Annotated in this window: 25 protein-coding genes; 14 read left to right on the top strand and 11 right to left on the bottom strand. The window is 66.0% G+C overall.

The genetic code is table 11. The features are described from left to right. Positions 1 to 11 precede the first annotated feature (11 nt). From GJG85_RS10490 to guaA, 4 genes are all read left to right on the top strand, one after another. Positions 12 to 833, top strand: a complete 822-nt coding sequence (locus GJG85_RS10490; protein WP_050012883.1) for a DUF2182 domain-containing protein — start codon at positions 12 to 14, stop codon at positions 831 to 833. 279 nt (positions 834 to 1,112) lie between these two features. Beyond that, positions 1,113 to 2,573, top strand: a complete 1,461-nt coding sequence (guaB, locus tag GJG85_RS10485) for an IMP dehydrogenase (protein ID WP_050012882.1) — start codon at positions 1,113 to 1,115, stop codon at positions 2,571 to 2,573. Positions 2,574 to 2,579: 6 nt separating this feature from the next. Next, a complete protein-coding gene (locus tag GJG85_RS10480) occupies positions 2,580 to 3,179 on the top strand; it encodes a hypothetical protein (RefSeq protein WP_089488562.1) in 600 nt (199 codons plus the stop codon). A 107-nt stretch (positions 3,180 to 3,286) separates the two neighbouring features. Further along, positions 3,287 to 4,906 (top strand): glutamine-hydrolyzing GMP synthase, encoded by a 1,620-nt coding sequence (gene guaA / locus GJG85_RS10475; protein WP_050012880.1) that lies wholly within the window; start codon positions 3,287 to 3,289, stop codon positions 4,904 to 4,906. Positions 4,907 to 5,120: 214 nt separating this feature from the next. Here the strand turns inward: guaA and GJG85_RS10470 are convergent, their stop codons facing one another. From GJG85_RS10470 to GJG85_RS10460, 3 genes are all read right to left on the bottom strand, one after another. Beyond that, positions 5,121 to 6,599 (bottom strand): hypothetical protein, encoded by a 1,479-nt coding sequence (locus GJG85_RS10470; RefSeq protein WP_204383297.1) that lies wholly within the window; start codon positions 6,597 to 6,599, stop codon positions 5,121 to 5,123. Then, positions 6,584 to 8,179, bottom strand: a complete 1,596-nt coding sequence (locus GJG85_RS10465) for a VPA1262 family N-terminal domain-containing protein (RefSeq protein WP_124630801.1) — start codon at positions 8,177 to 8,179, stop codon at positions 6,584 to 6,586. Before GJG85_RS10465 ends, GJG85_RS10470 begins: the two co-directional genes overlap by 16 nt. A gap of 97 nt (positions 8,180 to 8,276) precedes the next feature. Continuing rightward, a complete protein-coding gene (locus GJG85_RS10460; protein ID WP_050013331.1) occupies positions 8,277 to 8,894 on the bottom strand; it encodes a 3'-5' exonuclease in 618 nt (205 codons plus the stop codon). Between the two features lie 152 nt (positions 8,895 to 9,046). On the opposite strand from GJG85_RS10460, the gene GJG85_RS10455 reads away from it, so the two are divergent. Beyond that, entirely contained in the window at positions 9,047 to 9,634 is a 588-nt protein-coding gene (locus GJG85_RS10455; protein ID WP_063772887.1) for a 2'-5' RNA ligase family protein, read from the top strand. A 3-nt stretch (positions 9,635 to 9,637) separates the two neighbouring features. On the opposite strand, the gene GJG85_RS10450 is transcribed toward GJG85_RS10455, so the two are convergent. From GJG85_RS10450 to GJG85_RS10415, 8 genes are all read right to left on the bottom strand, one after another. Further along, complete coding sequence (locus GJG85_RS10450) at positions 9,638 to 10,087, bottom strand: acetyltransferase (protein ID WP_204383296.1); 450 nt, start codon at positions 10,085 to 10,087, stop codon at positions 9,638 to 9,640. 92 nt (positions 10,088 to 10,179) lie between these two features. After that, positions 10,180 to 10,653, bottom strand: a complete 474-nt coding sequence (locus tag GJG85_RS10445; RefSeq protein ID WP_080334221.1) for an NUDIX hydrolase — start codon at positions 10,651 to 10,653, stop codon at positions 10,180 to 10,182. Positions 10,654 to 10,702: 49 nt separating this feature from the next. Beyond that, complete coding sequence (locus GJG85_RS10440; protein ID WP_050013328.1) at positions 10,703 to 11,587, bottom strand: NAD(P)-dependent oxidoreductase; 885 nt, start codon at positions 11,585 to 11,587, stop codon at positions 10,703 to 10,705. Between the two features lie 105 nt (positions 11,588 to 11,692). Further along, positions 11,693 to 11,971 (bottom strand): gamma-butyrobetaine hydroxylase-like domain-containing protein, encoded by a 279-nt coding sequence (locus tag GJG85_RS10435; RefSeq protein ID WP_050013327.1) that lies wholly within the window; start codon positions 11,969 to 11,971, stop codon positions 11,693 to 11,695. Continuing rightward, positions 11,968 to 12,972 (bottom strand): HEAT repeat domain-containing protein, encoded by a 1,005-nt coding sequence (locus GJG85_RS10430; RefSeq protein ID WP_050013326.1) that lies wholly within the window; start codon positions 12,970 to 12,972, stop codon positions 11,968 to 11,970. Before GJG85_RS10430 ends, GJG85_RS10435 begins: the two co-directional genes overlap by 4 nt. Positions 12,973 to 13,104: 132 nt before the next feature. Next, positions 13,105 to 13,350 (bottom strand): ferredoxin family protein, encoded by a 246-nt coding sequence (locus tag GJG85_RS10425; RefSeq protein WP_050013325.1) that lies wholly within the window; start codon positions 13,348 to 13,350, stop codon positions 13,105 to 13,107. A gap of 11 nt (positions 13,351 to 13,361) precedes the next feature. Then, positions 13,362 to 15,101 (bottom strand): fumarate reductase/succinate dehydrogenase flavoprotein subunit, encoded by a 1,740-nt coding sequence (locus tag GJG85_RS10420; RefSeq protein WP_089488558.1) that lies wholly within the window; start codon positions 15,099 to 15,101, stop codon positions 13,362 to 13,364. Continuing rightward, positions 15,098 to 15,868: a GntR family transcriptional regulator gene (locus GJG85_RS10415; protein ID WP_050013323.1), complete on the bottom strand. Its 771-nt coding sequence runs from the start codon at positions 15,866 to 15,868 to the stop codon at positions 15,098 to 15,100. The genes GJG85_RS10420 and GJG85_RS10415 overlap by 4 nt, the downstream gene beginning before the upstream one ends. A gap of 297 nt (positions 15,869 to 16,165) precedes the next feature. Here GJG85_RS10415 and GJG85_RS10410 point away from each other — a divergent pair, with 297 nt between their 5' ends. The 9 genes from GJG85_RS10410 to uraD all read left to right on the top strand — a co-directional run bounded on the left by GJG85_RS10410 (position 16,166) and on the right by uraD (position 24,771). Further along, positions 16,166 to 17,389 (top strand): MFS transporter, encoded by a 1,224-nt coding sequence (locus GJG85_RS10410; protein ID WP_050013322.1) that lies wholly within the window; start codon positions 16,166 to 16,168, stop codon positions 17,387 to 17,389. A gap of 279 nt (positions 17,390 to 17,668) precedes the next feature. After that, on the top strand, positions 17,669 to 18,070 hold the full coding sequence (locus GJG85_RS10405; protein WP_027784729.1) for a DnaJ family domain-containing protein: 402 nt from the start codon (positions 17,669 to 17,671) through the stop codon (positions 18,068 to 18,070). After that, positions 18,067 to 18,663, top strand: coding sequence for a tRNA adenosine(34) deaminase TadA (gene tadA, locus GJG85_RS10400; protein WP_050013321.1), 597 nt, complete (start codon positions 18,067 to 18,069; stop codon positions 18,661 to 18,663). The genes GJG85_RS10405 and tadA overlap by 4 nt, the downstream gene beginning before the upstream one ends. A 103-nt stretch (positions 18,664 to 18,766) precedes the next feature. Further along, on the top strand, positions 18,767 to 19,705 hold the full coding sequence (gene ldcA, locus GJG85_RS10395; RefSeq protein ID WP_050013320.1) for a muramoyltetrapeptide carboxypeptidase: 939 nt from the start codon (positions 18,767 to 18,769) through the stop codon (positions 19,703 to 19,705). A 306-nt stretch (positions 19,706 to 20,011) separates the two neighbouring features. Further along, positions 20,012 to 20,716, top strand: a complete 705-nt coding sequence (locus GJG85_RS10390; RefSeq protein WP_050013319.1) for a GntR family transcriptional regulator — start codon at positions 20,012 to 20,014, stop codon at positions 20,714 to 20,716. Between the two features lie 149 nt (positions 20,717 to 20,865). Further along, a complete protein-coding gene (locus GJG85_RS10385) occupies positions 20,866 to 22,350 on the top strand; it encodes an NCS1 family nucleobase:cation symporter-1 (RefSeq protein ID WP_027809652.1) in 1,485 nt (494 codons plus the stop codon). A 10-nt stretch (positions 22,351 to 22,360) separates the two neighbouring features. Then, on the top strand, positions 22,361 to 23,152 hold the full coding sequence (locus GJG85_RS10380) for an aspartate/glutamate racemase family protein (protein ID WP_050013318.1): 792 nt from the start codon (positions 22,361 to 22,363) through the stop codon (positions 23,150 to 23,152). 147 nt (positions 23,153 to 23,299) lie between these two features. Further along, positions 23,300 to 24,253, top strand: a complete 954-nt coding sequence (gene puuE / locus GJG85_RS10375; protein WP_050013317.1) for an allantoinase PuuE — start codon at positions 23,300 to 23,302, stop codon at positions 24,251 to 24,253. Further along, positions 24,250 to 24,771, top strand: coding sequence for a 2-oxo-4-hydroxy-4-carboxy-5-ureidoimidazoline decarboxylase (uraD, locus tag GJG85_RS10370; RefSeq protein WP_050013316.1), 522 nt, complete (start codon positions 24,250 to 24,252; stop codon positions 24,769 to 24,771). The genes puuE and uraD overlap by 4 nt, the downstream gene beginning before the upstream one ends. Positions 24,772 to 24,786: the final 15 nt, after the last annotated feature.

Raw genomic sequence — 24,786 nt, 5'->3', positions numbered from 1 at the left:
GGGAGCGCGTGATGACACGAATGACGACCGGGCCGAAAGCTGGCGAGACGGCCCCCGATCCCCGGGCGTTCTGCGTGGCGGTCGCGGCCGTGTTCGCGGTCGTCGCGATGGCGTTGCTGGCGCAGCACGCGTCGATGGCGGCGATGGGCGGCGAACCGATGCCCGGCGGCTGGATGGCGTCGGCCGCTTGGCTGCGGCCGTGCGGGCAGGGCGCCGGGCGCGCGTTCGTGGCGTTCGTTGAAATGTGGGGCGCGATGACGGTGACGATGATGCTGCCCGTGCTCGCGCCGATGCTCTGGGGTTACCGGCAGCGCATCGGCCCGCATGCGGCGGTGCGGTCGGCCTGGCTCGTCGTCGTCGCGGGGGCCGGATATTTCTCGGTCTGGATCGCGCTCGGCGCGCTCGTGTTTCCGATTGGCGCCGCACTGACGATGGCCGCCGCCCGGCTGCCGGCGTTCGCCCGGGCGATCCCGTTCGCGGCCGGCGCCGTCGTGCTGGCCGCGGGCGCGTTGCAATTCTCCGGGTGGAAGGCGCGCCGGCTCGCGTGCTGCCGGCACGCGGCGGCGCACGATGGGCATGTGCCGCGGGCTGCGGTCGTCACGGCATGGCGGTACGGCCTGCGCGCCGCGATCCGATGCGGCGCGTGTTGCGGGAACCTGATGGCGGTCGCGTTGGCGGCCGGCATGATGGAACTGCACGTGATGGCTGCCGTCGCGGTGGCGATCGCCGCCGAACGCGTGGCGCCGGCCGGCGGGTGCGTCGCGCGGATCGTCGGGTACGCGGTGGTGGTGGCCGGCATCGCGATGGTGGCCCGCGCGGCCGGGCTGGCGTGAGGCGGGCAGGCAAGCCGCTTCGGCGGGCGTGTCGCCGGGCCGTGCGCGGACGCTGTCGTCGCGCCCGTGTAGCCCCGCCGCAACACGCGCACCTGCCGCCCGGCCTGATTGCGCGAATGGTTCGACGCGCCCGTAAAACGAAAAGCGATCGAAAACGAACCGAACGGCGATCCGAACGATTCGGCCCCCGAGCGGCCGAAACCGGCTAAGCCGTTGTTCGTGTTGTGAAAATTCGCGGCGCTTCGCGTATAATTCGCTTTTGCGCCCATAGGATTTGCCATGCGTCTGATCCAAAAAGCACTCACTTTCGATGACGTGCTCCTCGTTCCCGCCTTCTCCGACGTTCTCCCGCGCGACACCAGCCTCAAGACCAAGCTGACCCGCAACATCTCCCTGAACATGCCGCTCGTGTCCGCCGCGATGGACACGGTCACCGAAGGTCGCCTCGCGATCGCGATGGCGCAGCAGGGGGGCGTCGGTATCGTCCACAAGAACCTGACGCCGGCCGAACAGGCCCGCGAAGTCGCCAAGGTCAAGCGTTTCGAGTCGGGCGTCGTCCGCGACCCGATCACGGTGCCGCCGCAAATGAAGGTGCGCGACGTGATCGCGCTGTCGCGCCAGCATGGGATCTCGGGCTTCCCGGTCGTCGAAGGCCCGCAGCTCGTCGGCATCGTCACGAACCGCGACCTGCGTTTCGAAACGCGCCTCGACGAGCCGGTCAAGTCGATCATGACGCCGCGCGAGCGCCTCGTCACGGTCAAGGAAGGCACGCCGCTCGCCGAGGCGAAGGCGCTGATGCACAGCCACCGCCTCGAGCGCGTGCTGGTCGTCAACGACGCGTTCGAACTGCGCGGCCTGATGACCGTCAAGGACATCACGAAGCAGACCGAGCACCCGGACGCGTGCAAGGACGAACACGGCAAGCTGCGCGCAGGCGCGGCGGTCGGCGTCGGTCCGGACAACGAAGAACGCGTCGAGCTGCTGGTGCAGGCCGGCGTCGACGTGATCGTCGTCGATACCGCGCACGGTCACAGCAAGGGCGTGCTCGAGCGTGTGCGCTGGGTCAAGCAGAACTTCCCGCACGTCGAGGTGATCGGCGGCAACATCGCGACGGCCGCCGCCGCGAAGGCGCTCGTCGAATATGGCGCGGACGCGGTCAAGGTCGGCATCGGCCCGGGCTCGATCTGCACGACGCGGATCGTCGCGGGTGTCGGCGTGCCGCAGATCAGCGCGATCGCGAACGTCGCGGAAGCACTGAAGGGCACCGGCGTGCCGTGCATCGCCGACGGCGGCGTGCGCTTCTCGGGCGACGTGTCGAAGGCCCTCGCGGCCGGCGCGAACGCCGTGATGATGGGCAGCATGCTCGCGGGCACCGAAGAGGCGCCGGGCGACGTGTTCCTGTACCAGGGCCGCCAGTACAAGTCGTATCGCGGCATGGGCTCGGTCGGTGCGATGAAGGACGGCGCGGCGGACCGCTACTTCCAGGACAACTCGGCGAACATCGACAAGCTCGTGCCGGAAGGCATCGAAGGCCGCGTCGCGTACAAGGGTTCGGTCAACGCGATCCTGTTCCAGCTGGTCGGCGGCGTGCGCGCGAGCATGGGCTACTGCGGCTGCAAGACGATCGACGAGCTGCACGAGAAGGCCGAATTCGTCCAGATCACCGCGGCGGGCATGCGCGAGTCGCACGTGCACGACGTGCAGATCACGAAGGAAGCGCCGAACTACCACGTGGACTGATCGCCGATGAAACCGCTGCTGCGAGCCGTGCTGATCGTCGATGCCGTGCTGCTGCTGGCGTTCGGCGTGCTGTTCGTGCTGACGCCCTGGCAGGCGCTGTTCAACGCGCTGCAACTGGCGAACATCCAGCCGGCGATGCTCGGCCAGGCGTTCGGCATCGCGCTGCTCGGGCTCGCGTGGCTCGCGTTTCATGCGGCGTTCAACGGCGACCTCACGGCGCCCGTCGCGCGCGCGGTCGGCCATGTCAACTGGCTGACCGGCGTGCTGACGGTCGTGTGGTCGCTCGGCACCGGCAGCGGCCCCGCGCTCGCGGCCGCCGGCCGGGTGTTGTCGGCGGTGGCCGGAGTCGCGTTGATCCTGCTCGGCCTCGGCGGCGTGCGCCTCGCATCGGCCGTGCGCCGGCGCGAGAAAGCGCAGGCGCTCGAGGGCCGGGACGCGCAGCGTCCGGTCGAACCGGCGCGGGCTTCCGCCGTGCAGCCGCGGGTCGAGCCGGTCGTCAGCCGTCCGGTGGCGCCTTCGGCGCCGGCCGCGGCAGCCCCATCGGCCGCCTCCGAGCGCGCGTCAGGCAGCGTCGCGTTCGACGCGCGCCCGCCGTCGCAGGATTGACCGGCGATGCGTCGCGCGAGCCGCCTGCCGCCCGACGCCGCTATCCATGCTTTTGACGCAGCGCTTCGTGCGCTGCTTTTCTTATTCTCTTCATCCCGTCCGCAGCCATGCACGACAAAATCCTGATTCTCGACTTCGGTTCGCAAGTCACCCAACTGATCGCGCGCCGCGTGCGTGAAGCGCACGTCTACTGCGAAATCCATCCGAACGATGTGTCCGACGAATTCGTCCGCGAGTTCGCGCCGAAGGCGGTGATCCTGTCGGGCAGCCACGCGAGCACGTACGAAGACCATCAACTGCGCGCGCCGCAGGCCGTGTGGGATCTCGGCGTGCCGGTGCTCGGCATCTGCTACGGCATGCAGACGATGGCCGTGCAGCTCGGCGGCAAGGTCGAGTGGAGCGACCATCGCGAATTCGGCTACGCGGAAATGCGTGCGCACGGCCATACGCGCCTGCTCGACGGCATCGAGGATTTCACGACGGCCGAAGGCCACGGGATGCTGAAGGTCTGGATGAGCCACGGCGACAAGGTGGCCGAGCTGCCGCCGGGCTTCGCGCTGATGGCGTCGACGCCGAGCTGCCCGATCGCCGGCATGGCCGACGAGGCGCGCGGCTACTACGCGGTGCAGTTCCATCCGGAAGTCACGCACACGGTGAAGGGCCGCCAGATCATCGAACGCTTCGTGCTGCAAATCGCCGGCGCGAAGCCCGACTGGATCATGAAGAACCACATCGAGGAAGCCGTCGCGAAGATCCGCGAGCAGGTCGGTGACGAGGAAGTGATTCTCGGCCTGTCGGGCGGTGTCGATTCGAGCGTCGCGGCCGCGCTGATCCATCGCGCGATCGGCGATCAGCTGACCTGCGTGTTCGTCGATCACGGCCTGCTGCGCCTGAACGAAGGCAAGATGGTGCTCGACATGTTCGAGGGCCGGCTGCATGCGAAGGTCGTGCACGTCGACGCGTCCGACCAGTTCCTCGGCCACCTGGCCGGCGTGACCGATCCGGAAGCGAAGCGCAAGATCATCGGCCGCGAGTTCGTCGAGGTGTTCCAGGCTGAAGCGCAGAAGCTGTCGAAGGCGAAGTGGCTCGCGCAGGGCACGATCTACCCGGACGTGGTCGAATCGGGCGGCACGAAGACGAAGAAGGCGACGACGATCAAGAGCCACCACAACGTCGGCGGCCTGCCGGAAACGCTCGGCCTGAAGCTGCTCGAGCCGCTGCGCGACCTGTTCAAGGACGAAGTGCGCGAGCTGGGTGTCGCGCTCGGCCTGCCGCCGGAGATGGTGTACCGCCATCCGTTCCCGGGCCCGGGCCTCGGCGTGCGGATTCTCGGCGAAGTGAAGCGCGAGTATGCGGACCTGCTGCGCCGTGCGGACGCGATCTTCATCGAGGAGCTGCGTGGCACGACCGCGACCGCGCAGGATGCGGCTGCGGGCCTGTGCGGCGAGGGCGATGTCGGCAAGAGCTGGTACGACCTGACGAGCCAGGCGTTCGCGGTGTTCCTGCCGGTCAAGTCGGTGGGCGTGATGGGCGATGGGCGCACATACGACTATGTGACGTCGCTGCGCGCGGTGCAGACGACCGACTTCATGACCGCGCATTGGGCGCATCTGCCGTATGCGTTGCTCGGCCGTGCGTCGAACCGGATCATCAACGAGGTGCGCGGGATCAATCGGGTGGTGTACGACATCTCGGGGAAGCCGCCGGCGACGATTGAGTGGGAGTGAGCGCGTTGTGCGTTATTGATTTTTATAAAAAGATAAAATAACGATATCTCTCGCGTCATAAACTGTGTTTTCCGTGGTGTGCGAAGGGCGCACCATCGAAAAACTGCGGATACCGTGCCTGGAATTTGTAATCCCGGCATGGTATCAGGCGTTCAGCCAAAACTTGTGGCTAGGGCAATTAAGTTGGAATTGCGTATCTGGCTTGGCCACACACCTATGCGAGTTGAGGTCTACCGTATTTGAGGACCGTATAAGCCTCCTTGTCCGGATCGAACGGTAGCCGCATTATCCGTTCTTGATCGATCCACTCAGCTTTTGTGCCCACGATACTCATTGCCAAGTAAAGGGGCTGCATTTCCGACAACACTGCGTACCACTTAGAAATGCAGTCGACAATCCCTGGGTGCCAAGTGTCTTCCACGGCCTGAAGTTTCTTGATGAGCGAGGCCAGCATGTGTTGTCGATCGGCATCGTCGAGACATTCGACGATATAACCCACCAAAGCGTAGTCCAATTCGCATCGAGCGATCTTGGTAAGGCTCTCACCAGTCCCGCTCAGACCAAATTCCCACGACGTCCAACGCTGATAAGCCAAATTCCACAATGTCTGTCGCTTCTCGATTCCGGCCTTGTCGCGGAAGATTCGGAGGCAATTCGCAACTGCAAATCGGGTTTGCTGACCAGACCAGTGCACGCTGATCGTGTCAACGTAGAGTTGAAGCGCGGCGGTGTCCGCATTGGCAAGAGCGGCGCCAAGCGGCGCCTGTAACTCTGGAAACTGCAAAGAAAAGCAGTTGAACACGCGCATCCAACCAGCCCAGCGCTGCGTATCTTTCGACACTTCATTCAAGATCCGAGTCAGAAATTCTTTACAAGCGTCTCCAAGCGGCTCCCGGTTAGCCCTTGATGACACAGCTCTATAAGTTGTCGCGAATTGAACATGAGGATTGGTCGATTCAGAGCCGAGGCGTAGCGCCGCATTGGGAGGAAGCGATAGCGCGACACTCATGATCGACGCCATCTGTCGTAGACTCGAAACAGCCTGTACTAGGTGCTGGGGCGCAAACCTGTCAAGGCACTGGGCAGCCTGCGCGATGGCGATGCTCGGGAAAAAACGGTCTTCGATCAAACGCCAGCCTTGTGCGATTCCGATCCAATCACCCTCGGTGTCAGCTTTTTCAAATTTCGCTACGGCTTCCGATTCCCAGATGGGAGGGGATAGGCCACGAGTCGTAAAGCTCGTCGTCAGGCTCGCGATCCCTCTCTCGAGCGCAGCAAGCAGATCATCGTTCGGCTTGAAGTTATCTGGTGCGGCGGCCCAGAAATTCGTATCCACCATTGTGAATTGGCCGACGACGAGTAGGGCGACCAGCCGGATGCGCCGTGGATCGACATCGCTGTTCCAACTCGAACATTCTTGCAGGACCCACCGAAGCAGGCCGGTGAGTTGTTCGAAATCCTCAGCGCTCGGCGGCTTGCCGCTTGTTCGGACGAAATCGACGAATGTAAATTGAGATCTGATCGATTCAAATATCTTGTTGCGGGCGTCCCAATCAGAAAGGGCCTGCAACGGATCGGACTGTGCTTCGATCGACGCAATAAGAGCATTGGGAACTTCGATCGGTCCAGCTTGCGTAGCCTTCTCCATCGCCGAGAGGACGATATTCTCGGCTTTCATCACGGTTTCTTCCATATGAGATGGTCCGGCTCGCTGAGTAGCTCCCAGAGGTCGGTGAAGGCATCCATAACAAGCTGAGCATTGTCGACCTTCTGGAGAATGTGATGCGCAGTGCCCACGGAGTTCACCGAGGTGCCGAGCGACCAGGCCATGGCCCCGTCCGGGCCGGATGGGAAGATCAAGAACCTGTCGTGGAAGTCCCATCCCGTCGAGCCCTTCTGCACTCGAAGCTCAAGTTTCAAGCCCCGCCAATTGCTCTGACACTCGTCAAGTGTCTGGCGGATTTCGTCGCCGGAACCAGCCTTGGGCGTCGTCAGACCACGGAGGTCCACTCCTTGATACGGACAGTAAAACAGCGTTTCAAGTATGTCGTTGGCTGATAGGTAAGGATCCCAGAGCCAGGCCCCCTTTCCTCCGTAAGCGATGATCAAGGCGCGAAGGTCATCTAACGCTTTTCGACGGCAGGCATTTCCATTTCCATGGGCTGGACGGTACTGAACAAAGCGACGCTCGGCAGCCAGCCTATTGGCGTGTTCGGTGTACATTCGTTTCGCTGTCCACCCGCCATTGTCGTCTGGTTGGGGATCGCCAACGAGGCTTTGATTGGAAAACGCAGTCAGGCCGACGCGCCGAGGGTCCCAACTTCCATCCGGATTCTTGACCGAAAAGATACGCGGTTCAGGATCGGGTGAACTCATATTGAATGAGAGGGTTGAGATAAAAGAGCCTGGGCCCGAGGCGACGAGGAGTGTGCTGCTCCGCTCGTCCCAGACGAAGCCCCGATACAGCCCTCGGCCGGCACGCATCGGGAGTGGGGTGATTCTGTCCTCCAAGCTTGCCGACGCAAAGCCCGTGAGGATGTCGTCGTGTTCCAATTCGCAGACCGCAATCAAAGGACGTGGAATGGCCTTTGGGTGCCAGGCGTGTTCGACCTGGAAATTCCCATCGTGAAGCTTCTGGAATTCGGCCATCAGCACCGTGACGGGGAGTTGGACAACTAGATTGCCGAGCCGGTCTGACATCGCTGCCAATTGGAGTGGGATGTACTTCTCGACCTGCACCGATAGCTCTTGCAACCGACGAGGGTCGGCAGAGAACGGCATCAGCACTTCCTTGCCGTGATCGGTCCATTCAAGCAGGTGTGAACCGCTCCAAAAGTTGTTTTTCAGGAGCTTGTTCCATGGGACCGCTGAGCCATTGTCGGGAGGCACAAATTGCGCGGGCATTGGGAAAAGCTTGCCGATCTCGAGGTTATCGCCCGAAAGTTTCCATCCTTCCCCTGCCTCCACAGCCGTAAGTGCAGGAAGGAGCGTGTCGATCTGCAATGTGTAACGACGGAGGCCGAAACTCCAATCATTGAGGGATTTGATCCGGATAGGTTTCGGAGTCAGGAAGCGGGCGGGCAGTGCCTCAATATTAGATCGCTCCTCGGCAACTAAGAGTGTGAAGACATTGAGCGCACCATCATGATCGCGCCGATTAGCGAACAGCTCCGTACACTCGACATGCGTATAGAACCCTAGCATGCCGGGCGTGAGAAGCTGCGTTAGCTCAGGCAACGGGGAGCGAGGTTCGGGTACTTTGTATTGGTTCATTACAGTCCCCTCTGATCCGTGTTTTGCCAGGCCGTTTTGCGTTAACGCGCGGGGTCAGTCAGCGCGCGTCGTGTTTTCCGTTCCGGGACCGGATGCGTCACGCAAGCGCCCGCCCGAGCGACCGCAAATACATCGGCACCTTCGCCTTGGTCGTCGCCTGCACCCGCGACATCAACGCGTGATCGATCCGATCCAGTCCATAAGTCCGCGAAATTTCCTGCTGCAACCGGCACCAAAGATGCCCGGCCATCTCGGCATCGACCATCGCCCGGTGCGCACGGCCCGTTTGCGGCAGCCGCAGCATCTCGGCCAGGCTCGACAGGCGGTGACTCCGGGCGTCGGGATAGATCCGCCTCGCCACCAGCATCGTGCACGCAAACGGATGGTCGGCCGACATGCCGAGCATCCCCAGTTCCGACTGCCAGAAGCGCTTGTCGAAGCCGGCGTTGTGGGCGACGACCGCATGCTTGCCGACGAACGCCGCCGCTTCCTTCATGACTTCGGACGCGGGCGGCGCCGCCGCGATCATGTCGTTCGTGATGCCGGTGAGCGCAACGACATCGGACGGGATGCGTCGGCCGGCATTCATCAAGCTCTGGAAACGGTCGACGACCTGCCCGTCGCGCAGCAGGATGACGGCAATTTCGGTTGCGCGGTCGCCCAGATTCGGCGACAGCCCGGTGGTTTCGAAATCCAGTACCGCGACGGTTTGCATGGTTGAATTCAGGTGCGTCATCAGAGGGTGTCGAGTGTGGCCAAGAGGGTAGCATCTTCGGGCGCGCGAACGGCGGATTCGTCGAGCGGGAGCGAGCAGGCTACCGATTGACGATAATCAAATCTCGCTCCAGGCCAGATGGAGATGCTGCCGTGACTCAACTGACGCTACCCGGATTCGATGCGCCGCCGCCGGTTCCCGTGCACCGCTTCTTTTTCGCCGTGATGCCGGACCTGGCCACGGCGGCGCGCATTACTGGCCTTGTCGAAAGCATGCGGCTGGAGAAGGACAGCATGGTGGGCATCGAGCGTCTGCACATTACGCTGGGTTCTCTGGGCGACTTCGCCTATGTGCCGGGCGCTACCCTTGTACGGGCACGTGCGGTGGCGGACCGCATCGACGTGCCATCTTTCTCCGTGACGTTCGACAAGATCATCAGTTTCAACCGGCGGTCCGGTCGTCAGCCGCTGGTGCTGACGGGGAAGGCCGGTCTGGAGGACTTGATCGATTTTCGACGGCAGTTGCGAGACGCGTTGAAACGGGCGGGTGTGCCTGTTTTTCCGTCGAGTTTTACCCCGCACGTGACGCTGCTGTATGGTGCACAGAGGCCCGATGAGTACCGGATCGAGCCGATTACCTGGACCGTGTTCGACTTCGCCCTGATCGATAGCTGGCTCGGCAAGTCGCACTACGACGTTTTGGGGCGCTGGCCGCTGACGACCGGTAGCCCGCCGGGATGATCTTCAGTCCCGATCGCCACCGCGATAACGAAGGTGAATCAGCGGATACGGCCGCCCCTGTCCATCCAGCTCCGATCGCCCGCAGCGCTCGAATCCGAGCCGTTCATAGAATCCCGCCGCCGCTTCGTTCTGTTCGTTGACGTCGGTCGACAGGTCGGGATGGCGTTTGAGCGCCTCTTCGACGAGCAACCGCCCGACTCCCGCGCGATGGTGCGCGGGATCGACGAACAGCGCTTCCATGTGGCTGCTGTCGAGCAGCATGAAGCCGATCGCGCGATCGCGCTCGTCGACGGCCAGATCGAGCGGTGCGCCCGGCAGAAATGCGACGACTTCGGACTCGATTGAACGACGATCGTCGTCGCTCAGGAAGTGATGCGTGGCGTCGACGGCATGGCGCCAGATATCCAGCACACGTGTGCCGTCGGCCTCGGTGGATTGTCGAATTCTGAGCATGGTTTGATGTGTGATGATTCGGCGCTCGGAGGCTAGCCGGCTCCATGACGGAGCGAACGCGTCGCGCCGATGCGCAAGCGACAGCGGAAGTGTCAGGCGAATGGCGGACGCGCGCGGCCCAGCATCGCCGCCCGCTCCATCGCCCGTCGCGCGACGTCCCGCACGCCCGCGCTCATCGGCAAATCGTCGCGGTCGAGTTCGTCGATGCCGAACCAGCGCGCGTCGAGTGCATCGTCGCCGGCGGCCGGCGTGCCGCGCAGCCATCTGCACAGCACCGCGATCATGACGAAATGCTGGCGCACGGCGCCGTGCGCATCGTAATCGAACGCATCCAGCGCGGTAAAGGCGTCGAGCGCTTCGACGTCGATCATCGTTTCTTCCGCGATCTCGCGCACGACCGCGTCCGCGAGCGGCTCGCCCGACTCGATCTTGCCGCCGGGAAAGCCCCAGCAACCTGCGTCGGGCGGATTCGCGCGGCGCACGAGCAACACATCGCGTTCGCGCAGCACGATGCCGATCACGGCGGGAACGGGGCGCAAGCAAGCAGCGTTGTCGGTTGCGGACATGGTCGCTCCTACCCGTCGATGGGAACGAACGCGTGCACGTGCACACCGCTCATCGCGCGTCCCCGGTACGCCGTTCGATCGCACGAATCACGGCGACCATGTCGGCCGCGCCATGTCCGGCCTGCTCGGTCTCGCCGTAAAGCGCGTGGCAGATGTCCAGCAGCGGCGACGCGATGCCGATGCCGCGCGCGGATTCGGCGACGAGGCGCGCATTCTTCAGCACGTCGGTGATCGCGGCCTGCACCGAGAAATCACCCGCGACGAGCTTGCCGAGCTTCACGCGCGACACGTCGCTGGCCATCGGGCCGGCATTCAGCACGTCGGCGAAGCGCGCGAGGTCGATACCGTGACGTTGCGCGAAATGCGTGGCCTCGGCGAGACCGGTGACCATCGTGATCAGGAACAGGTTGACGGCGAGCTTCATCGTCAGCGCCGACGGCACGTCGCCGCACACGAAGCTGTCGCGGCACAGCGGCTTCACGAGCGCGCGGACGGCATCGACGTCGGTCGGCGCGCCGGCCAGCATCACGACGAGCTGTCCGGCTTCGGCCGGCTTGCGCGAGCCCGACACCGGCGCCTCGACGTAGCGGCCCGACGCGGCGGCGATTTCATCGGCGAGCACGCGAGAATAGTCGGGCGCATTCGTGCCCATGTTGACGATCGTGTGTGCGCCGACCCGGGCGGCAAAAGCCGGCGTGCCGCGCGCGAGGGCGGCGTCGATCGCCGCGTCGTTCGCGAGCATCAGGATCACGGTGCGGCAGGACGCGAATACGCTGTCGATGTCCTCGGCCACGCGTGCGCCGGCGGCGCGCAGCGCATCGTCGTTGTCGTGCGAACGGCTCCACACGACGAGCGGCGTGCCGGCCCGCGCGAGATTGAGCGCCATCGGCGTACCCATCACGCCAAGGCCGATGAATCCGACTGCGGTTTGCATGGTGCGGCTCCCACGGTAGGTGGCGACGATCGTGGGCGTCAGTATCGCAGCGTTTTCGCGCGCCTGCCATCCGGCCCGCGCGACCACGGAAGCGCGTCGTCGCCCCTACGTGAGGTCCGCCAGATACGGCCACGGATAAATGCCGCGTGCATGGCCGTCGCCGAACAGGAAGCGTACGCCGTAGCCGAGCGCTTCCATGCCGTCGAGTGTCAGGCCCGGCCGCGCGTCGATGTGGCCGCCGTCGAGCCGGACCTTTCGGCATTCCGCACACGGGCAATCGCTGCGCAACCGCGCATAACCGATACGTTGCGTGGCGCCGTCGGGCCAGCGCAGCGTCAATGCGCGCGCCGGGTGATCGAGCGCGATGTCGGTCGGCGCGATCATCGCGATGCGTCGTCGATCTGTCCGATCGCGATCCGCACGGCCTTGCGGACGTCGGGGTCGCGATCGTCGAGTGCGTCGTGCAGCGCGGGCAGTGTCGCCCGGTCGCGCAATTCGCCGAGCGCGAGCGCGGCTTCCTTGCGCAGGTTGCTGATCGCATGCGGGAGCAGCGCGACGACGGCCGATGCCGCGGCCGCATCGCGCAATTGCCCGAGCGCACGCACGGCGCGCACGCGCACTTGCCAGTAATCGTCGTCGAGCGCGGCGACGAGCGGGTCGCGCGCAACGGCGGCGCGCAGCTTGCCGAGCGTGGCCGCCGCTTCCTCGCGCACCTGCCATTCAGTGTCACGCAGCGCCACGAGCAACGCGGTGACGACCGCGGTATCGTCGGCCGCCGCAAACCCGATCGCGCTGACCGCGGCGCGCCGCACGTCCGCATCCGTGTCCGTGGTCGCGATGCGCGCGAGCGGCGCCAGCGCGCGGCTGTCCTTGAGCCAGCCGAGCACGACGACCGCCTCGGCGCGTACGGCCGCGGTGCTCGCGTCGAGCGCATGCAGCGCGGGCGCGAACGCGTCGGGGTCGCGCAACTCGCGCAAACCGCGCAGCACGGCGCCGCGCACGAACGGCTCGGGCCGGTCGGCCCAGCGGCACAGCACGGCGCCCGATGCCGCGTCCTTCAGTTCGGACAGGCTTTGCGCGGCCGTCGCGCGCACGCCATCGTCGGGATCGAGCAGCGCGTGGCACAGCGCGTCGACGACATCGGGCTGCTCCCACGCGTCGAGCACGCGCGCGGCCTCGCCGCGCACGTCGGCGGACGGGTCGTCGCGCAGCGCCGCGACGAACGATGGCACGAGCTCGGGCGCCTCGAGATCGGCGAGTTCGAGCAGCGCGATGCGACGCACCGATGCATCGGCTGCGGCGAGGCGCGCGACGAGCGCGGCCTGATCGGCGTGATCGACAGTTGGCACGCCGGGCAGCGGGAAAGCGGAGGAAGAAGCGGTCATGGAGAAAAGTCGGTGCGGTGAATGGGCAATTGCGCTCAGGCCGCGTCGCGCAGCAGCGCGAGACAGCGGCGCTTGATGTCGATAAACACGGGCTCGGTCGTGCTGTCGTCGGTGCGCAGGTGGCGCGCCGTGTCAGCGCAGCAGGTAAGGGATGTCGACCTTGACCGCGCCGGTCGGGCAGTCGCGTTCGCACGGCATGCAGTACCAGCATTCGTCGAACTGCATGTACGCCTTGCCCTTGGAGACGTCGATCGCGAGCAGGTCGAGCGGGCACACGTCGACGCAGACGGTGCAGCCCTTGTCGGCGATGCACAGCGACTCGTCGATCGTCACGGGCGCGCTGCTGCGCTGGAAGGTGTCGTGCGGGGTATGGGGCATGGCAAGGTTCCTCACAGGGCGGCCGCGGGCGCGGCCGGTTCGCGGATGCGCAACTGCGCGTAGGCGCCGCGTTCGTCGTCGGCAAGCGGCACGACGTACGGTTCGACCGGCCGCTTCTCGCTGCGCATCGCGCCGGCGGCGTCCTTGCGCAGCCACGTGTGGCAGAACCATTCGGCATCGTCGCGGTGCGGAAAATCGACGCGATGGTGGTACAGCCCCCAGCGGCTCTCGGTGCGGAACAGCGATGCGCGCGCGGCCATTTCCGCGCAATCGCGGATCGCGCGCACTTCGGCCGCGCGCATCAGTTCGTGCGGGTTGTTCGCCTTGATTTCTTCGATATCCTCAGTGATTTCGTCAAAACGTTGCAACCCGATTTCCATCTTGCGCGTCACCTTCGGCGGTTGCAGGTAGTCGTTCACCATGCGGCGCAGCTTGTACTCGACCTGCGCCGGCGCCAGGCCGCGCTCGCGCAGCAGCGGCGCGAGCGCGCGGGTGCGCTCGGCATCGACCTGTTCGTCGTCCACCGGCGCGTGTTCGCGGCCGGCCACGTAGTCGGCCGCGTGTTGCCCGGCGAACCAGCCGTACGTAAACGCGCCGAGCATGTAGTTGTGCGGGACGGCCGCCATGTCGCCGGCCGCGTACAGCCCCAGCACGGTCGTCTCCGCGCGCGCATTCACGTACACGCCCGATGCGCTGTGGCCGCTGCAGAAGCCGATCTCGGAGATGTGCATCTCGACCATCTGGCTGCGGTAGTCGGTGCCGCGCCCCGCATGGAAGCGGCCGCGGCTCGGCCGCTCGTTGGTATGCAGGATCTGCTCGATGGTCCGGATCGTTTCCTCCGCGAGATGGTCGAGCTTCAGGAACACGGGACCGTTGCCGCTCTGCAGTTCCTGGTAGAACTCCCACATCATCTGGCCGCTCCAGTAGTCGCATTCGATGAAGCGTTCGCCCTTGCCGTTCGCGGTGAAGCCGCCCAAGGGGCCCGTCACGTACGCGCACGCCGGGCCGTTGTAATCCTTGATCAGCGGATTGATCTGGAAGCATTCGAGGTTCGCGAGCGCGGCGCCCGCGTGATAGGCCATCGCGTAGCCGTCGCCCGCGTTGGTCGGGTTCTCGTACGTGCCCATCAGGTAGCCCGACGCCGGCAGGCCGAGGCGGCCGGCCGCGCCGCAGCAGAGAATCACGGCCTTCGCGCGGATCACGTGGAAATCGGCGGTGCGGCAGTCGAAGCCGAGCACGCCGCTCGCGCGACCCTGCGCGTCGGTCAGCACGCGCGTCGCGACGATCCGGTTCGTGATCGCGATGCGGGCGCGCTTCAGTTGCCGGTACAGCACCTTCTTGATGTCGTGGCCTTCCGGCATCGGCAGCACGTACGAGCCCATGTGGTGGACCTTCTTCACCGCGTAGTCGCCGGTGCCGTCCTTCTCGAACTTCACGCCCCAGCGGTCGAGCTGCTCGATCGTCGCGAAGCTGTGCGTCGCGTATGCGTACACGGCTTCCTGGTCGACGATCCCGTCGTTGGCGATCGTGATCTCGCGCGTGTACTGCTCGGGCGTCGCATGGCCGGGAATCACCGCGTTGTTCAGGCCGTCCATCCCCATCGAGATCGCGCCGCTGCGTTTCACGTTGGCCTTCTCGAGCAGCAGCACGCGCAGCGACGGATCGCGCTCCTTCGCCTTGATGGCCGCCATCGGGCCGGCCGTGCCGCCGCCGACCACGACGATGTCGTATTCATGCACATGGGTATTCATCGCGGGTTCCTTGCAGGTTTGCGCGCCTTCTGCCGGTCGACGCGCAACCGGTACTGGAAGGCGTCGCCGCGGAAGTAGAGGTATTCGTAGTCGAGCGGCGCGCCCGACGCGTCGTGCGTGAGGCGTTCGATACGCAGCACCGGGCTGCTTTCCTCGACGTGCAGCGCGTCGACGATTTCGTCGTCCGCGAGGATCGCGTCGATCGACACGTCGGCATGGCCGAGCGGGATGCCGCAGTCGTTCTCCAGGATCAGGAAGATGTCGCGGGTCGCGAGATCGGCGCCGGCGAGACGCTTGCCGAGCGCTTCCGGCACCCAGGTCTGTTCGAGCGACACGGGTTCGCGGTTCAGCAGCCGCACGCGATGGATCTCGACGAGCGGCGCGCCTTCGGGCACGTTCAGCTTCGTCGCGAGATGGCGATCGGCCTTCACCGTGCGCAGGCTGCGCAACTGGTTGACGATCTCGTAGCCCATCGACGACATCGCCTCCGCGAAGCCCTGCAGCGACGTCACGTTCTGGAACGCCTTCGGCTTCGACACGAACGTGCCCTTGCCGTGCAGCTTGAACAGCAGGCCTTCCTTCTGCAGGTCGCCGAGCGCCTGGCGCACCGTGATGCGGCTGACGTCGAACATCGCGCAGAGCGCGTGCTCGGACGGCATCCGGCTGTGCGGCGCGTAGGTGCCGTCGAGAATGCGCGTGCGCAGCGTGTCCTTGATCTGCACGTAGAGCGGGGCCGCGGACAACGGCACGACGTTGGGTGGGGGCATCGGTCAACTTGTTATGACAAGATGGGGCGAGTGTAGCCAGCGCGAGTGCGTGCCCCAACCAACGATTTCTGATTTCGAATTTCCCGTTGAGGAAAAGTGGGGCGCGCGATCCGACCCTTGCGAGCCGAGCGGATTCGCCCAAAATAAAAAATTCGCGACCCATGCGGCGCGCATGTCGATTTCCCGATGTGCCGCCCGTCGTATCGATATCGACCGGGCAGTGCGCCGCGCCATGCGGCCGGCAGCCGGTTGCCGCGAATGGCGCAACGAACGAGGAGAAGCCACATGACACGCCACATGCCGGATTCCCGATACCGCTGGGTGATCGTCGCCGCGGGCGGCCTGATGGGCTGCGTCGCGATCGGCGCGATGTTTTCGTTGCCGGTGTTCCTGCGGGCTATCGCGCGCGATACGGGCTGGTCGATGACCGGCATCTCCGCCGCGATGACGCTCGGCTTCATCGCGATGGCCTTCGCGAGCCTGGCGTGGGGCAGCCTGTCGGACCGCGTCGGCACGCGGCCGGTCGTCATCGCGGGCGCCGTGCTGCTGTCGGCGAGCCTCGCGCTGGCGAGCCGCGCGCCGTCGCTGCTCGCGTTCCAGCTGACCTTCGGCCTGGCCGTCGGCGGTGCGACGGCCGCGATATTCGCGCCGATGATGGCGTGCGTGACCGGCTGGTTCGACACGCACCGCAGCCTCGCGGTCTCGCTCGTGTCGGCCGGCATGGGGATGGCGCCGATGACGATGGCGCCGCTCGCTGCGTGGCTCGTGTCGGTGCGCGACTGGCGCACGTCGATGCTGCTGATCGCCGCGCTGGCGGCCGTCGTGATGATTCCGGTGTCGCTGCTGGTGCGCCGGGCGCCCGCGCTCGATCCCGAATCCGCGCACGCGGCGGCTGCGCCGGCGTCCGCCGGCGCGCCCGCCGCGATGTCGGTCGCGGATGCGCTGCGCTCGCCGCAGTTCATGGTGCTCGTGCTGACCAACTTCTTCTGCTGCGCGACGCATTCGGGCCCGATCTTCCATACGGTCAGCTACGCGGTGACCTGCGGGATTCCGCTGATCGTCGCGGTGTCGATCTACAGCGTCGAAGGACTCGCGGGCATGGGCGGCCGGATCGCGTTCGGGATCCTCGGCGACCGGCTCGGCGCGAAGCGCATGCTGGTGGCGGGGCTGCTCGCGCAGGCGCTCGGCGCGCTCGGCTACTACTTCGTGCGCACGCTCGACGGCTTCTACGCGGTCGCGACGCTGTTCGGTTTCATCTATGCGGGCGTGATGCCGCTGTATTCCGTGCTCGCGCGCGAGAATTTCCCGCTGCGGATGATGGGCACCGTGATCGGCGGCTGCGCGATGGCCGGCAGCCTCGGGATGGCCGCGGGCCCGGTCGCCGGCGGCCTGATCGTCGATGCGTTCGGCAGCTATGGCCGGCTGTACCTCGGCTCGTTCGCGATCGGGATCGGCGCGTTCCTGATCGCGACGATGTTCCGCCCGTTCGCGAAGGCGCGGCCGGAAACCGTGGCTGCGTAATCGGGCAGCGGAAGCGACGCGCGTCGCATTTTCACGCGATCGACGGCGGCCGGCCGCATCGACGTGGATAAAAAATGGGCCCGGATACGCGTTCCATTTGCACGCGTCCAAACCGCGCTCAGCCTGCTGCTGCGCAGCAGAGCGGCAACTGACGGCGATCGGCGCGCATGCGCGGCGATTCGGCCCCTAAAACCACAATATCGAGCATGTATTCGAAGGGCCTGTCATACCGGCGTCACCCTGCTAGAATTCGCCCTGCCGCATTGTTCCGATTGACTGATGAGACTGCTTGACGCCCTGGTCGAACAACGTATTGCCGCCGCCGCCGCGCGGGGCGAGTTCGACGATTTGCCGGGTACCGGCGCGCCGCAGGCGCTGGATGACGACCTGCTCGTGCCCGAGGAGGTGCGGGTGGCCAACCGTATCCTGAAGAACGCGGGCTTCGTGCCGCCGGCCGTCGAGCAACTGCGCGCGCTGCGCAACCTGCACGACGAAGTGCAGGCGGTCAGCGACCGTGCCGCGCGTTGCCGGCTGCAGGCGAAGATCCTCGCGCTCGACATGGCGCTCGAATCGCTGCGCGGCGGCCCGATGGTGATGCCGCGGGACTACTGCCGGCGCATCGCGGAACGCCTGTGCGAGCGCGGGCTCGACGACGCGCCCGCCGAAGCGGGGACGATGTGACGTCCGACGCGCTGCACGACGCAGCACGCTCTGCAGCCGCCGCGGCCGCTGACCCCGCCGCCGATTCTCCCGTTCACGAAACCGCGCCCGTCGCGGCGCGCGACCTCCATTTCATGCGTCTTGCGCAGGCTGCCGCCGAAGAGGCGCGCGCGGCCGGCGAAGTGCCGGTCGGCGCGGTGCTCGTGCGCGGCGACGAAGTGATCGCCCGCGGCTTCAACCATCCGATCGGCGGGCACGACCCGTCCGCGCATGCCGAAATGGCCGCGCTGCGCATGGCCGCGCAGCAGCTGCAGAATTACCGGATGCCCGGCTGCGAGCTGTACGTGACGCTCGAGCCGTGCCTGATGTGCGCAGGCGCGATCATGCACGCGCGCATCGCGCGGGTCGTCTACGGCGCGGCCGACCCGAAGACGGGCGCGTGCGGCAGCGTGATCGATGCCTTCGCGAATCCGCAACTGAATCACCACACCGAAGTGACCGGCGGCGTGCTCGCCGACGAGTGCGGCGCCGCGCTGAAGTCGTTCTTCGCCGAGCGCCGTCGCGCGCTGCGCGAAGCGCGGCTTGCCCGCGACGCCGAATCCGGCGCGTCATAGGCCGCCGCTCGCCGCGCCCGGCGTCCCGGGCGCGCACGGTTTTCGTGAACCGGACACGGTTCGGTCCCTCTAAGCAGGTTTGACGATCCCGACACCTTTCGCCATGTCCTTCCAGCCCGCCGCGTCCTACACCATCCGCCTGCTGGCGCCGTCCGGCTATCCGCACGACCCCGACGCGATCAACCGCGCGCTCGAGCGCCTCAGCACCGCGCAGCAGCGCATCGAGAACATCGAGGCGACGCAGCGGCGCTTCCAGCGTTTCGGCGGCACCGACGGCGAGCGGGCAGGCGACCTGAACCGCCTCGCCGATCCGGAACGGCCGCTGCCGGACATCGCGCTCGCGGTGCGCGGCGGCTACGGCGCCGCGCGCATCCTGCACGGGCTCGACTATCGCGGGCTCGAACGCCGGTTGCGCGACCAGCCGGTCGCGCTCGTCGGTCACAGCGACTTCACGGCGATTCAACTGGCGCTGTACGCGAAGGCGCGCATCAAGACGTTCGGCGGCCCGATGCTGTCGGCCGACTTCGGCGCGGAAACGCCCAGCGACTTCACGATGCAGCATTTCTGGCAGACGCTGACGCAGTCGAGCACGACGATCGTCGCCGACGCACCGCAGGTGCAGACGGTGAACGTGACGGGCACGCTGTGGGGCGGCAACCTCGCGATCCTCACGTCGCTGGTCGGCACGCCGTACATGCCCGACATCGAAGGCGGCATCCTGTTCATCGAAGACGTCAACGAGCAGCCGTTCCGGATCGAGCGGATGATCTATCAACTGCACCTGTCGGGGCTGCTCGCGCGGCAGCAGGCGCTCGTGCTCGGCCAGTTCACCGGCGCGCGGCCGTTCGAGTACGACAACGGCTACGACATGCAGGCGATGATCGATCAGGTGCGCGCGGTGATGGGCATCCCGGTCATCACGGGGCTCCAGTTCGGTCACGTGCCCGACCTGTTGACGCTGCCGTTCGGGGCACAGGCGCAACTGGTCGCGAATGCGCACGGGTTCCGGCTCACGTTGTCCGACTATCCGCATCTCGGCTGATGCCGGCGCGATCGATCGAAAGGCGGGCTTCCCGCCTTTTTTTTATGTAGATGTGCAACTAACGGTCCGCGTTTTTCGTCGACACCAACACGATCGTCACGCGTTTTTGCACCATTTTTGTCAACAAAATGACCGGGCGGGTATACGACGAGAACGGCCCCCGTCTTGCCTGTCAGGACTGTCATGCATGGATTTCGTGCGCGCCGCACCGAATGGAGACACCCCGGCGCACGCCGATTGTGCGAAATCCTGAAAAAGAATTGTTGACAATCTTTATGTCCACCCTAGGATGAGGACCATCACACGATGCAGATCATGAACGAGCCCGATTCCTCTCCGTCCGGTGCGGCCAGCCCCGAAGCGATCGCCGAGCGGATCCGCACCGCGATCCTCGAGCATCGGCTCGCGCCCGGCGCGAAGCTGACGGAGGCGCAGCTCTGCGACGTGTTCGGCGTGAAGCGCGGGACGATCCGCCAGGCGCTCGCGCAGCTCGCGACCGACAAGCTGGTCGATCTGGAGCCGAACCGCGGCGCATTCGTCGCGAGCCCGACGCTGCAGGACGTGCACGAAGTGTTCGAGATGCGCCGGATCATCGAGCTGGCCGTGGTCGAGCGGCTCGCGACCGGCCCCGGCGCCAGGCGGCTGAAGGGCGTCGCGGCGCTGATCGACAAGGAACGCAAGGCGTTCGAGCGGCACGACTTCGCGGCATGGATCCGGTTGTCGGGCGAATTCCATACGGCGCTCGCGACGCTGATGGGCAATGCGACGCTCAGCGAGTGCCTCGAAGGGCTCGTCGCACGCTCGACGCTGATGTCGGCGCTGTACGAATCGCACGGGCGCAGCCCGTGCTCGTGCGACGACCACGACGAGATCCTCGCCGCGCTGGAGGCGGGCGATCCGAAGCAGGCGGTGACGCTGATGGCGCGCCACCTGCAGCATGTCGAACTGAAGATGCTGGACCGGCCCGCGCAAGGGCAGGTCGATTTGCGCGAAGTGTTCGGCGGCGCCTGAGCGGCGACGCGAACCCGGCCGCGCGCCACACGACGAGAGCAATGCAGGCCTGCGGCGTTTGCCGCGGGCCGCGGGTCCGACTCCGGGCGATGATCCGGGGCGATATCGATGACGGTGGAGCGGCCTTGCGGCCGCGTCAAGGAGAAGTCATGGCTCAGTTCAGTGTGGCGCACGACAGCGCCTATCCGGCGGAAGAAGGCGGCGAGGGCGGCGGTCCGGCACTGCCGGACGGTTACAGCGAACGTTTGTACAACGAAGATTTGGCACCCCTGAAGAATCAGACATGGGGCTCTTACAACATCTTCGCGTTCTGGATGTCGGACGTGCACAGCGTCGGCGGCTACGTGTTCGCGGGCAGCCTGTTCGCGCTCGGGCTGACAAGCTGGCAGGTGCTGATCGCGCTGATCGTCGGCATCGGCCTCGTGAACGCGCTGTGCAACCTGATCGCGCGGCCGAGCCAGCAGATCGGCGTGCCGTATCCGGTCGCGTGCCGCGCGACCTTCGGCGTGCTCGGCGCGAACGTGCCGGCCGTGATCCGCGGGCTGATCGCGATCGCGTGGTACGGCATCCAGACCTATCTCGCGTCGAGCGCGCTCGTGATCGTCGTGCTGAAATTCTTCCCGCAATGGCTGCCGTATGCGGACGTTCATCGCTACGGCTTCCTCGGGCTGTCGGCGGTCGGCTGGGCCGGCTTCATGCTGCTGTGGGTGCTGCAGGCGTTCGTGTTCTGGAACGGGATGGAGACGATCAAGAAGTTCATCGACTTCGCGGGCCCGGCCGTCTATGTCGTGATGTTCATCCTCGCCGGATACATGGTATGGCGCGCGGGCTGGCGCAACATCGGCATCAATCTCGGCGGCGTCAAGTATCACGGCGCGGAAGTGATTCCGGTGATGATCACCGCCGTGTCGCTCGTCGTGTCGTACTTCTCCGGGCCGATGCTGAACTTCGGCGATTTCTCGCGCTACTGCCGCTCGTTCGGCGACGTGAAGCGCGGCAATTTCTGGGGGCTGCCCGTCAACTTTCTCGCGTTCTCGCTCGTCACGGTGATCACTACCGCCGCGACGCTGCCGGTGTTCGGCGAACTGATCACCGACCCGGTCGCGACGGTCGGCCGCATCGACCATCCGACCGCGGTGATCCTCGGTGCGCTGACCTTCACGATCGCGACGATCGGCATCAACATCGTCGCGAACTTCGTGTCGCCGGCGTTCGACTTCTCGAACGTCGCGCCGCGCCTGATCAGCTGGCGCGCGGGCGGGATGCTCGCGGCGGTCGCATCGATCTTCATCACGCCGTGGAATCTGTTCAACAACCCGGCCGTGATCCACTACACGCTCGACGTGCTCGGCGCGTTCATCGGCCCGCTGTACGGCGTGCTGATCGCCGATTTCTACCTCGTCAAGCGCGGCCGCCTCGTGCGCGACGACCTGTACACGATGTCGGAAAGCGGCGCCTACTGGTACACCGGCGGCGTGAACCGCCGTGCGCTGGCCGCGCTGCTGCCGGCCGCGGTGATCGCGGTTGTCTGCGTGATGGTGCCGGGCTGGCAGGCCCTCGCGAATTTCTCGTGGTTCATCGGCGCGGGGCTCGGCTTCGTGTTCTATCGGCTGCTCGCGAGCGCGAAGGCGTGAGGAGCATGCGATGAAGATCCGACTGATCAATCCGAATACGACGCAGCGGATGACCGATGCGATGGGCCGCTGCGCACGCGAGGTCGCGGCTGCCGGCACGGAGATCGTGGCCGTGAGTCCGCCGATGGGGCCGCCGTCGATCGAAGGCTATTACGACGAGGCGCTCGCGACGCCTGGCCTGCTTGCCGAGGTCGCGCGTGGCGAGCGCGACGGCTGCGACGCGTACGTGATCGCGTGTTTCGGCGATCCGGGCCTCTACGCGGCGCGCGAGCTTGCGCGCGGGCCGGTGATCGGCATCGCCGAGGCCGCGATGCATGCGGCGAGCGTGCTCGCGCCGGGCTTCTCGGTCGTCACGACGCTCGCGCGCACCTGCGGGATGGCATGGCACCTCGCGGAGCGCTACGGGATGAAGCGGTTCTGCCGCAACGTGCGCGCGACCGACGTCGCGGTGCTCGAACTCGACCGGCCCGGCTCGGCCGCGCGCCGGATCATCGTCGACGAATGCCGGCGCGCGCTCGACGAGGACGGCGCCGACGCGATCGTGCTCGGCTGCGCGGGGATGGCCGAATTCGCGCACGAGATCGAGCAGCAGATCGGCGCGCCGGTGGTCGAGGGCGTCACGGCGGCCGTGAAGTGGGCCGAGGCGCTCGTTGCGCTGCGACTCGCAACCGCGAAGCGCGGCGATTATGCGCGGCCGCTGCCGAAGCGCTACGACGGCGAATTCGCACGCTTCAGCCCGCCGGGCGGGGATGCGGCGGAGCCTCCGCCGAATTTGCCGCAATCGCACATACACACCGTCTGACATGCACTATCTGCGCCGCTGTATGGGCGCGTATCAACGTTTTCGCTACACTGGGCCGTCATCGCATCGGCTCGCGGGGCCGGCCCACGGCACCGCGCGGTCGATGCGAACCCATTATTCCAGCCCGCTCTCGTTGCATTCCGAACCATGTCACTCGATCCCAACTATCCTCGCGACCTGATCGGCTACGGCCGCCATCCCGTGCAGGCGAACTGGCCCGGGCGCGCCCGCGTCGCCGTGCAATTCGTGCTGAACTACGAGGAGGGCGGCGAGAACTGCGTGCTGCACGGCGATCCGGGCTCCGAGCAGTTCCTGTCCGAAATCGTCGGCGCGGCCGCGTATCCGGACCGCCACATGAGCATGGAGTCGATCTACGAATACGGGTCGCGGGCCGGCGTGTGGCGCATCCTGCGCGAATTCGAGAAGCGCGGGCTGCCGCTGACGGTATTCGGCGTCGGCATGGCGATCGAGCGTCATCCGGAGCTCGCGCGGGCATTCGTCGAGCTCGGCCATGAAATCGCGTGCCACGGCTGGCGCTGGATTCACTACCAGAGCATGACGCCGGAACTCGAAGCCGAGCACATGCGCCTCGGGATGGAAGCGATCGAGCGCGTGACGGGCGAGCGTCCGCTCGGCTGGTACACGGGCCGCGACAGCCCCAACACGCATCGCCTCGTCGCCGAATACGGCGGCTTCCTGTACGACTCGGACAACTACGGCGACGACCTGCCGTTCTGGATGGACGTCGAGGTGTCGGGCGGCCGCACGTCGCCGCAACTGATCGTGCCGTACACGCTCGACACGAACGACATGCGCTTCGCGACGCCGCAGGGCTTCAACACCGGCGACCACTTCTTCCAGTACCTGCGCGACGCGTTCGACGTGCTGTACGCGGAGGGCGACGAAGCGCCGAAGATGCTGTCGATCGGCATGCATTGCCGGCTGCTCGGCCGGCCGGGCCGGTTCCGCGGGCTGCAGCGGTTCCTCGATCACATCGAGCAGCACGATCGCGTATGGGTGACGCGCCGTGTCGATATCGCGCGTCACTGGCGTGAACATCATCCGTATCAGCCCAATCATCGAAACGAAGGGAAAGCATGAAGGCGATGCGCTACACGTTGGAACAACTGAATACGATGGCGCCGAGCGCATTCGTCGCGGCGCTGTCGGGGATCTTCGAACATTCGCCGTGGGTGGCCGAGGTCGCCGCGGGCAAGCGGCCGTTCGCGAGCATCGACGCGCTGCACGAGACGATGTCGGACGCGGTGGAAACCGGCGGCGAAGCGCGCCAGCTCGCGCTGATCAACGCCCACCCGGAGCTGGCCGGCAAGGCCGCCGTGCGCGGCGAGCTGACGGCCGAATCGACCCGCGAGCAGAGCGGCGCGGGCCTCGACCAGTGCACGCAGGAAGAATTCGACAAGCTGCTGACGCTGAACCGCACGTATCGCGAGAAATTCGGCTTCCCGTTCATCCTCGCGGTGCGCGGCTATGACCGCCACGGCATCATCGCGAACTTCGAGTCGCGCGTGAATCATTCGCGCGACGACGAGCTGCGTGCGAGCCTTGACCAGATCTACCGGATCGCGCGCTTTCGCCTCGACGACCTGATCGACGCCTGACACCGCCGCCTGACA

The organism is Burkholderia sp. MS389 (genome assembly GCF_016899425.1).
Classification (GTDB): Bacteria; Pseudomonadota; Gammaproteobacteria; order Burkholderiales; family Burkholderiaceae; genus Burkholderia; species Burkholderia sola.
Note: the sequence above shows the minus strand (reverse complement) of the source record. Positions and strands in the feature narration are given on the sequence as shown.

What these genes read in the sequence shown, in the direction of transcription:
- GJG85_RS10490 (WP_050012883.1), top strand. Translation starts at nt 12, where the DNA reads ATGACACGAATGACGACCGGGCCGAAAGCTGGCGAGACGGCCCCCGAT.
- guaB (WP_050012882.1), top strand. Translation starts at nt 1,113, where the DNA reads ATGCGTCTGATCCAAAAAGCACTCACTTTCGATGACGTGCTCCTCGTT.
- GJG85_RS10480 (WP_089488562.1), top strand. Translation starts at nt 2,580, where the DNA reads ATGAAACCGCTGCTGCGAGCCGTGCTGATCGTCGATGCCGTGCTGCTG.
- guaA (WP_050012880.1), top strand. Translation starts at nt 3,287, where the DNA reads ATGCACGACAAAATCCTGATTCTCGACTTCGGTTCGCAAGTCACCCAA.
- GJG85_RS10470 (WP_204383297.1), bottom strand. Translation starts at nt 6,599, where the DNA reads ATGGAAGAAACCGTGATGAAAGCCGAGAATATCGTCCTCTCGGCGATG.
- GJG85_RS10465 (WP_124630801.1), bottom strand. Translation starts at nt 8,179, where the DNA reads ATGAACCAATACAAAGTACCCGAACCTCGCTCCCCGTTGCCTGAGCTA.
- GJG85_RS10460 (WP_050013331.1), bottom strand. Translation starts at nt 8,894, where the DNA reads ATGCAAACCGTCGCGGTACTGGATTTCGAAACCACCGGGCTGTCGCCG.
- GJG85_RS10450 (WP_204383296.1), bottom strand. Translation starts at nt 10,087, where the DNA reads ATGCTCAGAATTCGACAATCCACCGAGGCCGACGGCACACGTGTGCTG.
- GJG85_RS10445 (WP_080334221.1), bottom strand. Translation starts at nt 10,653, where the DNA reads ATGTCCGCAACCGACAACGCTGCTTGCTTGCGCCCCGTTCCCGCCGTG.
- GJG85_RS10440 (WP_050013328.1), bottom strand. Translation starts at nt 11,587, where the DNA reads ATGCAAACCGCAGTCGGATTCATCGGCCTTGGCGTGATGGGTACGCCG.
- GJG85_RS10435 (WP_050013327.1), bottom strand. Translation starts at nt 11,971, where the DNA reads ATGATCGCGCCGACCGACATCGCGCTCGATCACCCGGCGCGCGCATTG.
- GJG85_RS10430 (WP_050013326.1), bottom strand. Translation starts at nt 12,972, where the DNA reads ATGACCGCTTCTTCCTCCGCTTTCCCGCTGCCCGGCGTGCCAACTGTC.
- GJG85_RS10425 (WP_050013325.1), bottom strand. Translation starts at nt 13,350, where the DNA reads ATGCCCCATACCCCGCACGACACCTTCCAGCGCAGCAGCGCGCCCGTG.
- GJG85_RS10420 (WP_089488558.1), bottom strand. Translation starts at nt 15,101, where the DNA reads ATGAATACCCATGTGCATGAATACGACATCGTCGTGGTCGGCGGCGGC.
- GJG85_RS10415 (WP_050013323.1), bottom strand. Translation starts at nt 15,868, where the DNA reads ATGCCCCCACCCAACGTCGTGCCGTTGTCCGCGGCCCCGCTCTACGTG.
- GJG85_RS10410 (WP_050013322.1), top strand. Translation starts at nt 16,166, where the DNA reads ATGCCGGATTCCCGATACCGCTGGGTGATCGTCGCCGCGGGCGGCCTG.
- GJG85_RS10405 (WP_027784729.1), top strand. Translation starts at nt 17,669, where the DNA reads ATGAGACTGCTTGACGCCCTGGTCGAACAACGTATTGCCGCCGCCGCC.
- ldcA (WP_050013320.1), top strand. Translation starts at nt 18,767, where the DNA reads ATGTCCTTCCAGCCCGCCGCGTCCTACACCATCCGCCTGCTGGCGCCG.
- GJG85_RS10390 (WP_050013319.1), top strand. Translation starts at nt 20,012, where the DNA reads ATGCAGATCATGAACGAGCCCGATTCCTCTCCGTCCGGTGCGGCCAGC.
- GJG85_RS10385 (WP_027809652.1), top strand. Translation starts at nt 20,866, where the DNA reads ATGGCTCAGTTCAGTGTGGCGCACGACAGCGCCTATCCGGCGGAAGAA.
- GJG85_RS10380 (WP_050013318.1), top strand. Translation starts at nt 22,361, where the DNA reads ATGAAGATCCGACTGATCAATCCGAATACGACGCAGCGGATGACCGAT.
- puuE (WP_050013317.1), top strand. Translation starts at nt 23,300, where the DNA reads ATGTCACTCGATCCCAACTATCCTCGCGACCTGATCGGCTACGGCCGC.
- uraD (WP_050013316.1), top strand. Translation starts at nt 24,250, where the DNA reads ATGAAGGCGATGCGCTACACGTTGGAACAACTGAATACGATGGCGCCG.